At 73.2% G+C, this 14,570-nt stretch carries 10 protein-coding genes; 2 read left to right on the top strand and 8 right to left on the bottom strand.

Features of this window, described 5'->3' with window-relative positions; all coding sequences use genetic code 11:
* Positions 1-94: 94 nt before the first annotated feature.
* From ilvC to OG802_RS25230, 5 genes are all read right to left on the bottom strand, one after another.
* Entirely contained in the window at positions 95-1,093 is a 999-nt protein-coding gene (ilvC, locus tag OG802_RS25250) for a ketol-acid reductoisomerase (RefSeq protein ID WP_329413907.1), read from the bottom strand.
* Between the two features lie 119 nt (positions 1,094-1,212).
* Positions 1,213-1,737: an acetolactate synthase small subunit gene (gene ilvN, locus OG802_RS25245; RefSeq protein WP_069770471.1), complete on the bottom strand. Its 525-nt coding sequence runs from the start codon at positions 1,735-1,737 to the stop codon at positions 1,213-1,215.
* A gap of 22 nt (positions 1,738-1,759) precedes the next feature.
* Positions 1,760-3,610, bottom strand: a complete 1,851-nt coding sequence (locus OG802_RS25240; protein WP_329413905.1) for an acetolactate synthase large subunit — start codon at positions 3,608-3,610, stop codon at positions 1,760-1,762.
* A 242-nt stretch (positions 3,611-3,852) separates the two neighbouring features.
* Positions 3,853-6,954: a putative bifunctional diguanylate cyclase/phosphodiesterase gene (locus tag OG802_RS25235; protein ID WP_329413904.1), complete on the bottom strand. Its 3,102-nt coding sequence runs from the start codon at positions 6,952-6,954 to the stop codon at positions 3,853-3,855.
* Between the two features lie 425 nt (positions 6,955-7,379).
* Positions 7,380-8,357 (bottom strand): 2-hydroxyacid dehydrogenase, encoded by a 978-nt coding sequence (locus OG802_RS25230; protein ID WP_329413902.1) that lies wholly within the window; start codon positions 8,355-8,357, stop codon positions 7,380-7,382.
* Between the two features lie 75 nt (positions 8,358-8,432).
* Between OG802_RS25230 and OG802_RS25225 the strand changes: the two genes are divergently transcribed.
* Positions 8,433-9,428, top strand: coding sequence for an aldo/keto reductase (locus OG802_RS25225; protein ID WP_329413900.1), 996 nt, complete (start codon positions 8,433-8,435; stop codon positions 9,426-9,428).
* A 119-nt stretch (positions 9,429-9,547) separates the two neighbouring features.
* A complete protein-coding gene (locus OG802_RS25220; RefSeq protein ID WP_443055327.1) occupies positions 9,548-10,729 on the top strand; it encodes a PQQ-dependent sugar dehydrogenase in 1,182 nt (393 codons plus the stop codon).
* A gap of 94 nt (positions 10,730-10,823) precedes the next feature.
* Here OG802_RS25220 and OG802_RS25215 read toward each other — a convergent pair whose 3' ends face one another.
* The 3 genes from OG802_RS25215 to OG802_RS25205 all read right to left on the bottom strand — a co-directional run bounded on the left by OG802_RS25215 (position 10,824) and on the right by OG802_RS25205 (position 14,533).
* Complete coding sequence (locus tag OG802_RS25215; RefSeq protein WP_329413898.1) at positions 10,824-11,108, bottom strand: DUF6191 domain-containing protein; 285 nt, start codon at positions 11,106-11,108, stop codon at positions 10,824-10,826.
* A 39-nt stretch (positions 11,109-11,147) separates the two neighbouring features.
* Complete coding sequence (locus OG802_RS25210; RefSeq protein ID WP_329413896.1) at positions 11,148-14,231, bottom strand: helix-turn-helix transcriptional regulator; 3,084 nt, start codon at positions 14,229-14,231, stop codon at positions 11,148-11,150.
* Between the two features lie 95 nt (positions 14,232-14,326).
* Positions 14,327-14,533: a hypothetical protein gene (locus OG802_RS25205; protein WP_329413893.1), complete on the bottom strand. Its 207-nt coding sequence runs from the start codon at positions 14,531-14,533 to the stop codon at positions 14,327-14,329.
* Positions 14,534-14,570 lie beyond the last annotated feature (37 nt).

Raw genomic sequence — 14,570 nt, 5'->3', positions numbered from 1 at the left:
GTCGCCTCATGCCTCCGCGGAAGGATCACCCGTCCGTGGCCGGACGGAATGGACAACGGGCCGGAGCAGTGCGCTCCGGCCCCTCGTCCTGAGGCTACGCCTCTTCGTTCACCCAGCTCATCAGCTTGCGGAGCTGCTTGCCGGTGGTCTCCAGCAGGTGCTCGGAGTCGGCGTCCTTGTACTCGTTGTACTTCTTCAGACCGCCGTGGTACTCGTCCATCCAGTTCCGGGCGAAGGTGCCGTCCTGGATCTCGGTGAGGACCTGCTTCATCTCGGCCTTGGTGGCGTCGGTGATGATGCGCGGGCCGGTGACGTAGTCGCCCCACTCGGCGGTCTCGGAGACGCTCCAGCGCATCTTCTCCAGGCCGCCCTCGTACATGAGGTCCACGATCAGCTTCAGCTCGTGCAGGCACTCGAAGTAGGCGATCTCCGGCTGGTAGCCGGCCTCGACCAGGGTCTCGAAGCCCGCCTTGACCAGCGCCGAGGTGCCACCGCACAGGACGGCCTGCTCACCGAACAGGTCGGTCTCGGTCTCCTCGGTGAAGGTCGTCTTGATGACGCCCGCGCGGGTGCCGCCGATGCCCTTGGCGTACGACAGCGCCAGCGCGAAGGCGTTGCCCGTGGCGTCCTGCTCCACCGCGGCGATCGCGGGGACGCCGCGGCCCTCCTCGTACTGGCGGCGGACCAGGTGGCCCGGGCCCTTCGGGGCGACCAGGGCGACGTCGACGCCGGCCGGGGCCTTGATGAAGCCGAAGCGCACGTTGAAGCCGTGGGCGAAGAACAGCGCGTCGCCGTCCTTCAGGTTCGGGGCGATGGACTCCTCGTAGACCTGGGCCTGGATCGGGTCCGGGATGAGGATCATGATGACGTCGGCCTCGGCGGCGGCCTCGGCCGGGGCCACCACGCGCAGGCCCTGCTCCTCGGCCTTGGCCTTGGACTTGGAGCCCTCGTGCAGACCGACCCGGACGTCGACACCGGAGTCACGCAGCGACAGGGCGTGGGCGTGGCCCTGGCTGCCGTATCCGATGACCGCGACCTTGCGGCCCTGGATGATGGACAGGTCGGCGTCGGCGTCGTAGAACAGCTCGGCCACTTTGGGTTCTCTCCTTGGGGTGCAGGTGTTGCGTCCCACCGTATGACGGCGGGCGGAAGGGAAGTCTCGGGGTCTCGGCATACGGGCGGCCGGATGACGCCGGCCGCCCGTTCCGTGTCTTAAGCCGACCGGTCGAGGGAGCGCAGGGACCGGTCCGTGATCGAACGGGCGCCACGGCCGATCGCGATCGTTCCCGACTGGACCAGTTCCTTGATGCCGTACGGCTCCAGCATCTTGAGCATGGCGGACAGCTTGTCGCTGCTGCCGGTGGCCTCGATGGTCACGGCCTCCGGGGAGACGTCGACCGTCTTGGCGCGGAAGAGCTGGACGATCTCCACGATCTGGGAGCGCGTCTCGTTGTCGGAGCGCACCTTCACCAGAACGAGTTCGCGCTGGACGGCCTGTCCCGGTTCCAGCTCGACGATCTTCAGCACCTCGACGAGCTTGTTGAGCTGCTTGGTGACCTGCTCCAGCGGCAGGGCCTCCACGCTCACCACGATCGTGATGCGGGAGATGTCGGCGTGCTCGGTGACGCCGACGGCGAGCGAGTCGATGTTGAAGCCGCGGCGCGAGAACAGGGCGGCGATCCGGGCGAGGATGCCCGGCTTGTTCTCCACCAGGACGGAGAGCGTGTGCTTGGACATGTCTTCTTTACGTCTCTCTCGCTCAGTCGTCTTCGTTGTCGCCGAAGTCGGGGCGGACGTCACGGGCGGCCATGATCTCGTCGTTGGAGGTGCCGGCGGCGACCATCGGCCACACCATCGCGTCCTGGTGGACGATGAAGTCGACGACGACCGGGCGGTCGTTGATCGAGTTCGCCTCCTCGATGACCTTGTCGAGGTCGTCCGGGGACTCGCAGCGGATCGCGTGGCAGCCCATCGCCTCGGACAGCTTCACGAAGTCCGGAACGCGCGTGCCCCGGGCGTCCGGGTTCACGTCGTTCGGACCGGAGTGCAGCACCGTGTTGGAGTAGCGCTGGTTGTAGAACAGCGTCTGCCACTGGCGGACCATCCCGAGGGCGCCGTTGTTGATGATGGCGACCTTGATCGGGATGTTGTTCAGGGCGCAGGTGGTGAGTTCCTGGTTGGTCATCTGGAAGCAGCCGTCGCCGTCGATCGCCCAGACCGCCTGGTCCGGCACGCCGGCCTTGGCGCCCATCGCGGCCGGGACCGCGTAGCCCATCGTGCCCGCGCCGCCGGAGTTCAGCCAGGTGGCGGGCTTCTCGTACTGGATGAAGTGGGCGGCCCACATCTGGTGCTGGCCGACGCCCGCGGCGAAGATCGTCCCCTCGGGGGCCAGTCGGCCGATCCGCTCGATGACCTGCTGCGGGGAGAGCGAGCCGTCGGAGGGCTGGTCGTAGCCGAGCGGGTAGGTCTCGCGCCAGCGGCTGAGGTCCTTCCACCAGGCGGTGTAGTCGCCCCGGTGGCCCTCGCTGTGCTCCTTCTGGACGGCCTGGACCAGGTCGGCGAGGACCTCGCGCGCGTCGCCCACGATCGGGACGTCGGCGGTGCGGTTCTTGCCGATCTCCGCCGGGTCGATGTCCGCGTGGACGATCTTGGCGAAGGGCGCGAAGCTGTCCAGCTTGCCGGTGACGCGGTCGTCGAAGCGGGCGCCCAGCGCGACGATCAGGTCCGCCTTCTGCAGTCCGGTGACGGCGGCCACCGAGCCGTGCATGCCGGGCATGCCCAGGTGCTGCGGGTGGCTGTCGGGGAACGCGCCCAGCGCCATCAGCGTGGTGGTGACGGGCGCGCCGGTCAGCTCGGCGAGGACCTTCAGCTCGGCGGTGGCGCCGGCCTTGAGCACGCCGCCGCCGACGTACAGGATCGGCCGCTTGGCGGCGGTGATCAGCTTGGCGGCCTCGCGGATCTGCTTGGCGTGCGGCTTGGTCACCGGCCGGTAGCCGGGCAGGTCCATGGCGGGCGGCCAGGAGAACGTGGTCTTCGCCTGGAGGGCGTCCTTGGCGATGTCGACCAGGACCGGGCCCGGACGGCCGGTGGAGGCGATGTGGAAGGCCTGCGCGATGACCTGCGGGATGTCCTCGGCGCGGGTGACCAGGAAGTTGTGCTTGGTGATCGGCATGGTGATGCCGACGATGTCCGCCTCCTGGAAGGCGTCCGTGCCGATCGCCTTGGAGGCCACCTGCCCGGTGATCGCCACGAGCGGCACCGAGTCCATGTGGGCGTCGGCGATCGGGGTCACCAGGTTGGTGGCGCCGGGGCCCGAGGTCGCCATGCAGACGCCGACCCGGCCGGTGGCCTGCGCGTAGCCGGTGGCCGCGTGGCCGGCGCCCTGCTCGTGCCGGACCAGGACGTGGCGGACCCGGGTGGAGTCCATCAGCGGGTCGTAGGCGGGAAGGATCGCACCGCCGGGAATGCCGAATACCGTGTCGGCGCCGACCTCCTCGAGAGAACGGATGAGGGACTGCGCACCCGTCACGTGCTCGACGGACGCGGAGTGTCCTCCGGATCGGGGCCGCGGCTGCGGATGGGCCCCGGTGGCCTGCTCGGTCATCGGCATTCTCTTCTCGATGCTGAGGGTTTTACTGAGGGTCGTGCGGGTCGTGCGGGTGGTGCGGTGCCTGCGGGTTTTGTGCAACAAAAAACCCCTCGTGCCAAAAGGCAAGCGAGGGGAGCGCGCCGGGTGTGGGTCGCGGTGTGTTCCGGTCCGACCGGACGTCACCAGCTTCAGCCGACGCGCTTTCCAAGTACGAGAATTCGGGTGCGCATGGCATTGACCCTCCCTCTGGCGCGCACCGACTGTCAAGTGGGTGGGACGGGAGTCTCATTATGTGAGCGAAGGGCATTCCCGCTCCCGAGTACGGCCGTGACGCCGCCGGCGACGACGCCACCTGCGTGGACACCACTGGTGTACACCCCCGCGCCCCCGCCCGCGAACGCGGGTTCCACGGGCTCGTGGGGCACCGGGAAGCGGCCCGTCGCCAGGGCCCGGCGCAGCCGGTACTCGTCCAGCGGTCCGGTGAAGGCCATGCCCTGGCCGTGGGTGCAGCCCATCGCGCGCAGGGCGACGACCTGTTCGGGAAGGTCCACCCCGTCGGCGACCGACTGGAGCCCCAGATCGCCGGCGATCCGCAGCAGCCCGCTGGTGATCTTGTGCAGCCGGGCGGACTCGACGACGCCCTCGACCAGGGAGCGGTCCAGCTTGAGGATGTCCACGGGGAGCCGGCGCAGCGCCGTGAGGGCCGCGTAGCCGCTGCCGAAGCCGTCCAGGGCGATGCGGACGCCGAGGCGTTTCAGAGCCCCCAGGCGGCGCTCCAGCTCGTCCAGCGGCACTCTGGGGTCGGTGTCGGAGAGTTCGATCACGAGGGAACCGGACGGCAGGCCGTGCCGGGTCAGCAGCGCCTCCACCGAGCCGAGGGGCAGCGAACGGTCCGTCAGCCGCCGGGCGCCCATCCGTACGACCACCGGCAGGGTCAGCCCGCTCGCGGTGCGGTCGGCGGCCTGTTCGACGGCCTCCTCCAGCACCCAGCGGCCCAGCTCGGCCGCTCTGTCGCCGTCCTCCGCGACCCGCAGGAACTCGGCCGGCGTGAAGAGGACTCCCTGGGAGGAGCGCCAGCGGGCCTGCGCGGCCACCGACGTGATCCGGCCGTCGTCCAGGCGCACCACGGGCTGGTGCAGCAGCGCGAACTCGCCGTCGTGCAGCGCGGCCCGCAGCCGTGTGGCCAGCTCCGCCTTGCGGACGACGTCCTGCTGCATCTGCGGCTTGTACAGCTCGACGCGGCCCTTGCCGCCAGCCTTGGCGCGGTACATGGCGAGGTCGGCGTTGCGCAGCAGTTCGCCGGCGCCGAGACCGGGGTCGGCGAAGGCGACGCCGATGGACGCGGCGACCCGTACCTCGCCGCCGTCGATGAGGTACGGCTGGGAGAGCGTGAGCCGCAGGCGGTCGGCGAGTTCCAGTATCTGCCGTTCACGGGCGGCCCGGTCGCGGGCGCCGTCGCCGACGATCAGGGCCGCGAACTCGTCTCCTCCCAGCCGGGAGGCGGTGTCCGACTTGCGGACCGCTTCCTGGAGCCGGCGGGCGGCCTGGACCAGGAGCTGGTCGCCCGCCGCGTGGCCGATGGTGTCGTTGACGGCCTTGAACCCGTCGAGGTCGATGAACAGGACGGCCGTGCCCCGCAGGGCCTGGCGGTCGGAGCTGCGCCGGCCGGACAGGGCCTGCTGGACGCGCCGGGTGAACAGGGCGCGGTTGGGCAGGTCGGTGAGCGGGTCGTGCTCGGCGTTGTGCTGGAGCTGGGCCTGGAGCCGCACGCGTTCGGTGACGTCCCGGCTGTTGAAGATGAGGCCGCCGTGGTGGCGGTTGACGGTGGACTCGACGTTGAGCCAGCCGCCGTCGCCGGAGCGGAACCGGCACTCGATGCGGGTGGTGGGCTCGTCCTGGGGGCTGGCGGCGAGGAAGCGGCGCACCTCGTGCACCACGCAGCCGAGGTCGCCGGGGTGGATCAGGTCGGCCAGCTCGGTGCCCACCAGGTCCTCGGCGGGCCGGCCGTAGACGCCCGCGGCGGCCGGGGAGACGTAGCGCAGGACCCCGCTGGGCGCGGCGATCATGATGACGTCGCTGGAACCCTGCACCAGGGAGCGGAAGTGGTTCTCCTTCTGGGCCAGTTCCTGGGTGAGGGTGATGTTGTCGAGCAGCATGATCCCCTGGCGCACCACGAGGGCGAGCACGACCGTGCCGCCGGTCAGCAGCACCACGCGGTCGACGCTGCGGCCGTTGAGGACGTTGTAGAGGATCCCCAGGGTGCAGACGGCGGCGGCGAGGTAGGGCGTCAGCGCGGCCAGGGAGCCGGTGATGGGCCGGGTGGACGGGAAGCGGCCGTGCTCGCCCTGCTGGGCAGGCGCCTGCGCCTGGGGGTGCGGGGCGGTGTGCGCGGTCGGCCGGCCGGGCTGCGGGGTGCGGCCCGGGGTGCGCGGCGGCGTCTGCGGGCGGGCGCCGGCGCGCCGGCCGGGGAGGTGTTCGAGGACCACGCGCGTGTGTCCCTCCTCCGCGGCCTGCCGTCGGGAGGCGGCCCAGGGCGCGTAGGCGAGGAGCAGCGAGCCGGCGAACCAGCCCGCGTCGAGGAGTTGGCCCGAGCGGTAGTTGTTGTGCAGCAGCGGCGAGGTGAACAGGGCGTCGCACATCACGGTCAGCGCGAGCGCGCCGACGGCCGTGTTGACCGCCGTGCGGTTCACCGAGGTGCGCCGGAAGTGCAGCACCAGCACCATGCTCACCAGCGCGATGTCCAGCAGCGGGTACGCCAGCGAGAGGGCGGCGTGCGCCACGCTCGGCCCGTCGAACTTGGCGGCCTGGGCGAGCGCGAGACTCCAGGAGAGGGTGAGCAGCGAACCGGCGATCAGCCAGGCGTCGAGCGCCAGGCAGACCCAGCCGGCCTTCGTCATGGGGCGGGCGGCGAGCACCAGCAGCCCCACGATGGCGGGGGGCGCGAAGCACAGGAAGAACAGGTCGGCGAAGCTGGGGCTGGGCACGGGACGGCCGAGGACCACCTCGTACCAGCCCCAGACGAAGTTGCCGAGGGCCGCCATCGCCGAGGAGAGCGAGAACAGCAGCCAGGCGGGTCGAAAGCGGACGCGGCGGTTGCGCGCGTAGAGCAGGCACGAGACGGCGGCCGTGCCGGCCGCGGCGGTGAGCCCGAAGTCGCCCATGATCAACGCGAGTCGGTCGGAGCCCCAGCCCAGCGCGGAGCCGACGGCGTACACCGCGCAGACCAGGGCGAGCAGAAGTTGGTGGACCAGGTTCGATCCGGGGCCGTGGGCGGACGGCGGTCCGAGGCGCGGCCTCCCGGCAGGGGCCGCCTGTGTCCGCGGCGCTCCGTCGAGGAGGGGCGTGGAGGTCGACGGCGAACTCACCGCGGCCTCCCGGTCCGTGTGGCTCCCGGGCCCCTCGGGGTGCGGGACGGTGGCTGCGTCCGCCTCCCGCGGCCGCCGCATCCCGAGGAAGGGGGGCCGTGGGGAGAACCGTGGTGGGTGCGGTGACCGTGACCGCCCGCGGCCGGGTGCCAGGGTCGCCGCCGGCGGCTCCGCCGCGTCGGATCGTTCGTCCATAGGCCGTGCATCGCCCGTCGCCCCCCTCACAAGTCTGAAATGTCCATCCCTGACGCCGATCCTGCGCGGCGCAGCCCCTGTCGGGACGATACACCAGTCTCGTCACTCAGGGACATAGTTCCTCTACGCTGCGTGACGATCATCGGCATATGCGCCCGGATGAGGTACAGAACGCGTCCGCAGGACTGCGGAGCGTGCCCGTGCAGGGGCGGCGGAGTTCCCCGGCGCCGTCAGGATCCGTCGTCCGTGCCCGTCGTCACGATCACGTTGCGCAGCGGTTCACGGTTCACGAAGCGGGTCAACTGGTCCGCCAGCAGGCGCTCGGCGCGGGGACGGAAGGCCGAGGTGGGTCCGCCGACGTGGGGGCTGATGAGGACGCCCGGCGCGGTCCACAACGGGTGGCCCGGGGGCAGGGGTTCGGGGTCGGTGACGTCCAGGGCGGCGGTGAGGCGGCCCCGTCGGAGTTCGGCGAGCAGCGCCTGCGTGTCGACGACCCCTCCGCGGGCCACGTTGACCAGCAGCGCGCCGTCCTTCATCCGGGCCAGGAAGCCGGCGTCGACCAGGCCGCGCGTGCTGTCGTCCAGCGGCGTCGAGAGGATCACCACGTCCGCCTCGGGGAGCAGGGCGGGCAGTTCGGCGATCGGGTGCACGGGGCCGCGCGCCGTCGTGCGCCAGGAGCGCGCGACGCGCGCCACCCGCGCCACCTCGAACGGCACGAGCCGGTCCTCGATGGCGGCGCCGATGGAGCCGTACCCGACGACGAGGACGTTCTTGTCGGCGAGCGCGGGATGGAACGCGCCCTGCCAGCGCCCCTCGTCCTGCGCGCGCACGAACCCGGGGATGCCGCGCAGGGCGGCCAGGGTGAGGGTGAGCGCCAGTTCCGCGGTGCTGGCCTCGTGCACCCCGCGCGCGTTGCACAGCCGCACCCCGGGCACGAGGTCCGCCAGGCGCGCGGTGATGTCGTCGACGCCGGCGGTGAGGGTCTGCACGACCTGGAGGCGGCTCATCTCCCGCAGCGGACGTACCTTCACGGGCTGCCGCTTCATGTACGGCACCACGTAGACGACGCAGCGCGCGGGGTCACCGGGGTAGGGCTGGTCGCCGCTCTCCCCGCCGTCCCAGAAGAGGTAGTCGAGCCCCTCGGGGAGCCCGTCGATCTCGTCGGGCGGGATGGGCAGCCATACGTCGCGTGCCAGGTCAGCGGTCATGCCAGGAGGCTATGTCAGGGGTGTGCCGGCCCAGCGGTTAGGTTGGGGGGTCCGGCGAGGGAGGGTCACGAGCAGGTGGAGCGCAGGACGATCGGCGCGGGGGCGCTCGAGGTGGGGGCCGTGGGCCTCGGGTGCATGCCGATGAGCTGGGCGTACAGCGGGTCGCGGCAGCGCGGTGACGAGTCGCTGAGGGCGGTGCACCGGGCGCTGGACGCGGGTTCGTCCCTGCTGGACACCGCGGACATGTACGGGCCGTTCACCAACGAGCTGTTGCTGGGGCGGGCGTTGAAGGAGCGGCGGGCGGACGCGTTCGTGTCGACGAAGGTGGGGCTGCTCGTCGGTGAGCAGCACATCGTCGCCAACGGCCGCCCCGGATACGTGAGACGGGCCTGCGACGCGTCCCTGCGGCGCCTTCAGACGGACGTCATCGACCTCTACCAGTTGCACCGTGCCGACCCCGAGATCCCGGTCGAGGAGACCTGGGGCGCGATGGCGGAGCTGGTACGGGTGGGCAAGGTGCGGGCGCTGGGGTGGTGCGCGGTGGGGGCGCGCGGCGGCCGCCGGTCGGGCGGTCTGTACGACGGAACGATTCGGCAGCTGGGGCGGGTCCAGCAGGTCTTCCCGGTGGCCGCGGTGGAGGCGGAGCTGTCGGTGTGGTCGCCCGAGGCGCTGGAGGCGCTGCTGCCGTGGTGCGAGGCGCGCGGCGTCGGCTTCCTGGCGGCGATGCCGCTCGGCAACGGCTTTCTCACCGGCACGCTGAAGCCCGGCCGGGGCTTCGAGCCGGACGACCTGCGGGCCCGGCATCCGCGGTTCACCGCCGAGATGATGGCCGCGAACCAGCCGATCGTGGCCGGTCTGCGCCGGATCGCCGCCCGGCACGGCGAGGGGGTGACGGCGGCGCAGGTGGCGCTGGCCTGGGTGCTGTCGCGCGGCCGGCACGTGGTCCCCGTGCCGGGCGCCAAGCAGGAACGCTGGGTGGCGGAGAACGCGGCGGCGGCCGGGCTGCGTCTGACGCCGCAGGACCTGGCGGAGGTGGCGAAGCTGCCGGCGGCGCTGGGATCGTGGGAATGAGTGCCCCTCGGGGGTGGTGCCGGCGCAGATCGGGAACCCTGGAGACGTGCGCTGCGTAGGACTGGGCGTAGGACGAATGGACCCGCCGAAGGAACCGCCGTGCCGAAGGGACCGTGATCGTGGAACGTCGAGCTGTGTCCGCCGTGTTGGCCGTGCTGGCCGGGGGCGCCCTGCTGGCGACGGCCGGCTGCTCCCCGGGCGCCGGGCCGTCGCCGCGCGCCTCCGCCAGCCCCTCACCGGGCGGCGCGTCCGCGCCGGCGGCCTCCCCGTCGGCGGTACGGACCCCGCCCGCGAAGGGCACGGTCACGGTGGTGCGCACGGTCGCTGAGGGTCTGAACAGTCCCTGGGGGCTGGCCCCCCTTCCGGAGGGCGGCCTGCTGGTCGCCTCGCGCGACGAGGGGACGATCACACGGGTCGACGAGAAGACGGGCGCGAAGACGCGGCTCGGCGAGGTGCCCGGCGTCTCCGCGGCCGGCGAGGGCGGCCTGCTGGGCCTCGCGCTGTCTCCCCGCTACGCCTCGGACCGCATGGTCTACGCGTACGTCACCACGGCGTCGGACAACCGCGTCGTCCGTATGCTCTACGACGCGAAGCGGCCGGCCGGGGACCAGCTGGGGGCGCCCGACACGATCTTCAAGGGCATACCCAAGGGCATGATCCACAACGGTGGCCGGATCGCCTTCGGTCCCGACGGGATGCTGTACGCCGGCACCGGCGAGAACGGCGACCGCGGGCTGGCCCAGGACCCCAAGTCCCTGGGCGGCAAGATCCTGCGGCTGACCCCGGAGGGCGAACCGGCTCCCGGCGACCCCTTCCCCGGCTCACCGGTGTACTCCTACGGCCACCGCAATGTGCAGGGCCTGGCCTGGGACGCCGAGCAGCGGCTGTTCGCCTCGGAGTTCGGCCAGGACACGTGGGACGAGCTGAACGCGATCGCGCCGGGCGCCGACTACGGCTGGCCGGTCGCGGAGGGCAGGAGCGCCGGGGGCGGCGGCGCGGACGCGAAGTTCCGCGACCCGATAGCCCAGTGGCACACCGACGACGCCTCCCCCAGCGGCATCGCCTACGCCCGGGGGTCGATCTGGATGGCCGGTCTCAAGGGACAGCGCCTGTGGCGCGTCCCCCTTCGCGGGACGGCCGCCTCGGCGGCGCCGCAGGCCTTCCTGGCGGGCGAGTACGGCCGGCTGCGCACGGTGGTGTCGGCGGGCGGGGACCGGCTGTGGGTCACGACCAGCAACACGGACGGCCGCGGCGGCCCGAAGCCGGGGGACGACCGGATCCTGGAGCTGCGGGTGAGCTGAGCGCCGTCACCCGCCCCCGGCCGCGCCATCACCCGTCCCCGCCCGCGCCATCACCCGTCCCCGCCCGCGCCGTCACCCGTCCCCGGCCGCGCCGTCACCCGTCCCCGGCCGCGGGGTCCGCCCGGTCCGGTCCCCCGCGGACCGGCCCGTCCCCCGCGGGCTCCTCGCCCCGCCCCTCTCCCGGCTCCGCCTCGATCGTGTCGGTCTCGATCGGGTCGGTCTCGGCGGCCCGGACCACGACCTTTCCGGAGGCGAGGTCTATCGGTCCGTGCCCGGGGTCGGCGTCGCCGACGTCCTCGCGGGTCAGCTCCAGCCGGTTCTGCTCGTCGCGGGTGTGCTTGCGGCCGGGCGCGAAGAGTTCCTCGAAGGGGCTGAACATTGTCCTCCTCCGGCGTGCCTGGTCAGCGGCCCGAGCCCATTATCGCGCGGCCACCCGGTCTTCGGCGTTCGGCGGGAACAGCCCCTGCCGGTGGGCCAGCGCCGCCGCCTCGCCCCGGCCCGAGACGTCGAGCTTGGACAAGATGTTCGAGACGTGGACGCTCGCCGTCTTCGGCGAGATGAACAGCTCCTCGGCGATCTGGCGGTTGGTGCGGCCCTCGGACACCAGCCGCAGGACGTCCCGTTCCCGGCTGGTCAGGCCGAGGGCCGTCAGCGGGTCGACGGGAGCGGCCGGGGCGGCGGCGCGGTCCGCGACGGGCGCCGGGCCCAGGCGGGCGCGCCGGCCGAGCAGGGCGGCGGCGTCGGCGAGGGGACGGGCGTCGAGGTGGGCGGCGACCGCGTGGACGAGGCGCAGCAGCTCGGCGGCCCGGTCGCGTTCGGCGGCGTCGCCGGTGGAGAGCAGGGCCTCGGCCAGCCGGAGCCGGGTGCGGGCGAGGTCGTAGGGGCGTTCCAGGCGTTCGAAGGCGGTGACGGCCTCGCACCAGTCGTCGGGGCCGGCGCCGCCCTCGGCGCGCAGGACCTCGGCGCGCACCCAGTGTTCGTGGGCCTGCCAGACCGGCGCGATCGTGACGAGCTTCTTGGCGGCGTCGCGGATCCGGGCCAGGAGGCCGTCGCGGCCGGCGTCGGCGGCGGGCAGCGCGCGGGCGTCGCCCTCGGCGGCCGCGGCGGCGAGCAGCAGGGGCCAGGCGTCGCGCTGGGTGCCGGGCGGGAAGCCGCGGTCGAGGACGGGGACGACGTGGGCGCGGGCGTCCAGCGGGCGGCCCCGGGCCGCGGCCAGTTGGACGACGAGGCGGGTGAGGGGCAGGTGGTGCTGCGGGGCGCGCTCCTGGGAGCCGAAGTAGTCGCGCCCCGCGTCGAGCCGGCGCGCGGCCTCGGCGAGGTCGCCGCGCGCGAGGGCGAGTTCGGCGCGGAGGATGGCGTGCACCCCGCGGACCGCCACGCCCTGGCCGACCCGGCCGGCGGCGGCGCACGCGCGGTCCGCCTCGTCCCAGCGGCCCAGGGAGAAGAGGGATTCGGCGAGGTTGCCCCACACCCAGGCCTCGGTGTCGGGCGGTCCGTGCCGCCGCGCGAAGTCGAGGCCCTTCTCCAGCATCGGGACGGCCTCGCGCGAGCGGCCGACCGCCTCCAGTTCGGAGGGCAGGTTGACGTAGGCGTTGAGGGCGACGGCGGGGGCGTCCTCGGCGAGGGCCCGCTCCCTGACCTCGTGCAGCTCCGCGAGTCCGGCCTCGATGTGGCCGGCGTGGACCTTGAGGACGCCCAGGATCTGGCGGGCGTCCAGCTCGGTCTCGCGGGAGCCGATCATGCGGGCGTACTCCACGGCGCGCTCGGCCGCCTGGTAGGCCTCGGGGCCGGGGGCGTGGATCGTGGACCAGTGGGCCAGGTGGGCGAGCACCTCGGCGTGCACCGCGCTGGGCGGCAGCCCGCCCAACAGCTCCTGAGCGGTGGCCAGTTCCTCGCGGCCGCTGCCGCGGCCGAGGGCGCGCGCGAGCCGGGAGCGCTGCATCCAGAACCAGGCGGCGCGCAGGGGGTCGTCCTCGTCCTCCAGCAGCCGCAGCGCCCGCTTGGCGATCTTCAGGGCGCGTTCGCGCTCCCCGCAGTAGCGGCCCGCGACGGCGGCCTCGGCCATGAGGTCGAGATAGCGCAGCGGGGTGGCGGCGGGGTCGCGGCCGCCGGGGGTCCCTCCACACCTCTCGGGCAGTGGGCGGGGGTAGGCCTCGGTGTGGTCGACGGCGCGCAGCGCGGCCCGCACCTCCTGCGGGGCGGACTCCCACAGTTCCATCGCCCGTTCCAGAAGCCGCAGTTGTTCGCTGTAGGCGCGCCGGGAGCGGGCCTCGACGGAGGCGTCGAGGACGGCGGGCAGGGCCTTGGCCGGGTCGTGGGCGTGGTACCAGTAGCTGGCCAGCCGCATGACGCGCTCGTCGGCGGGGACGAGTGCCGGGTCGGCCTGGAGGGCTTCGGCGTAGCGGCGGTTGAGGCGGGCGCGCTCGCCGGGCAGGAGGTCGTCGCTGACGGCCTCGCGGACCAGGGAGTGGCGGAAGCGGTAGCCGTCGCCGTCGGGGGTGGCGAGCAGGAGGTTGGCGTTGACGGCGGCGCGCAGCGCGTCGATGAGGTCGTCCTCGGCGAGCCGGGCGACGGCGTCGAGCAGCCGGTACTCGACGGTGGAGCCGCCCTCGGCCACGATCCGGGCGACGTGCTGGGCGCTCTCGGGCAGCGCCTCGACGCGGACGAGGAGCAGGTCGCGCAGGGAGTCGGTGAGGCCGGTGCGGCAGCCCTCGTGGGCGGCGACGGCGAGTTCCTCGACGAAGAAGGCGTTGCCGTCGGAGCGTTCGAAGATGTCGTCGACCTGGGCGGGGTCGGGTTCGCGGGCGAGGATGCCGGCGATCTGGCGGCAGACCTCGTCGCGGGTGAGGCGGGCCAGTTCCAGGCGGCGGACGGTGCGCAGCCGGTCGAGTTCGGCGAGCAGGGGGCGCAGCGGGTGGCGGCGGTGGATGTCGTCGGCGCGGTAGGTGGCGAGGACGACGAGGCGGCCGGTGCGCAGGGTGCGCAGCAGGTAGGACAGGAGGTGGCGGGTGGAGGCGTCGGCCCAGTGCAGGTCCTCCAGGACGAGGACGACGGTGTGCTTCGCGGCGACGCGTTCCAGGACGCGGGCGGTGAGTTCGAAGAGGCGGGCCATGCCCTCCTCGTCGTGGCGTCCGGTCCGGTTCGGCCCCAACTCCGGCAGGAGCCGGGCGAGTTCCTCCTCCTGGCCGGCGGCGCAGGCGGCCAGTTCGTCCGGCAGGGTGCGGCGCAGGGCGCGCAGGGCGGTGGAGAACGGGGCGAAGGGCAGTCCGTCGGCGCCGATCTCGACGCAGCCGCCGAGGGCGACGACGGCCCCCCGGCGGCCGGCGGCCGTGGCGAACTCCTCGACCAGCCGGGTCTTTCCGACGCCGGCCTCGCCGCCGATGAGCAGCGCCTGCGGTTCTCCCGTCGCGGCGCGGGTGAGCGCCTCGTTCAGGGTGTCCAGTTCGTCGGCGCGGCCGACGAAGACGGGGCTGACTGACCTGGTCTCCACGGGGGCGAGCATGGCACGCGCAGACGACGAGGGCCCAGCGGATATCGCCGGGCCCTCGTCCGCGGGGCGGCCGACCCCCGTGCGGCCGCCCCGCCCGGTGGCGGTGCTCACGCCGGCCGGGGGAAGCCGAACCGGCGCGGGCGGCGGGTATGCGGTTCGCTCTCGGCTTCGCCCTCGGAGCGCTCGGCGGCGCGTGCGGTGGCTTCGCGGCGGGCGGCGCGGGCGCCGCGGACGGCCTCGTGGGCCAGTCGCTCCTCGGCGGCCCGGCGGCGCAGTTCGGTGGAGCGGGCCTGGTGGAGTTCGAGCTCGTACATGGTGTGTCCCCTGAGAGGTCGGTGTCGGGCTTCGCTT

The organism is Streptomyces sp. NBC_00704 (assembly GCF_036226605.1).
GTDB lineage: Bacteria > Actinomycetota > Actinomycetes > Streptomycetales > Streptomycetaceae > Streptomyces.
Note: the sequence above shows the minus strand (reverse complement) of the source record. Positions and strands in the feature narration are given on the sequence as shown.

What these genes read in the sequence shown, in the direction of transcription:
- ilvN (WP_069770471.1), bottom strand. Translation starts at nt 1,737, where the DNA reads ATGTCCAAGCACACGCTCTCCGTCCTGGTGGAGAACAAGCCGGGCATC.
- OG802_RS25240 (WP_329413905.1), bottom strand. Translation starts at nt 3,610, where the DNA reads ATGCCGATGACCGAGCAGGCCACCGGGGCCCATCCGCAGCCGCGGCCC.
- OG802_RS25230 (WP_329413902.1), bottom strand. Translation starts at nt 8,357, where the DNA reads ATGACCGCTGACCTGGCACGCGACGTATGGCTGCCCATCCCGCCCGAC.
- OG802_RS25215 (WP_329413898.1), bottom strand. Translation starts at nt 11,108, where the DNA reads ATGTTCAGCCCCTTCGAGGAACTCTTCGCGCCCGGCCGCAAGCACACC.
- OG802_RS25210 (WP_329413896.1), bottom strand. Translation starts at nt 14,231, where the DNA reads ATGCTCGCCCCCGTGGAGACCAGGTCAGTCAGCCCCGTCTTCGTCGGC.
- OG802_RS25205 (WP_329413893.1), bottom strand. Translation starts at nt 14,533, where the DNA reads ATGTACGAGCTCGAACTCCACCAGGCCCGCTCCACCGAACTGCGCCGC.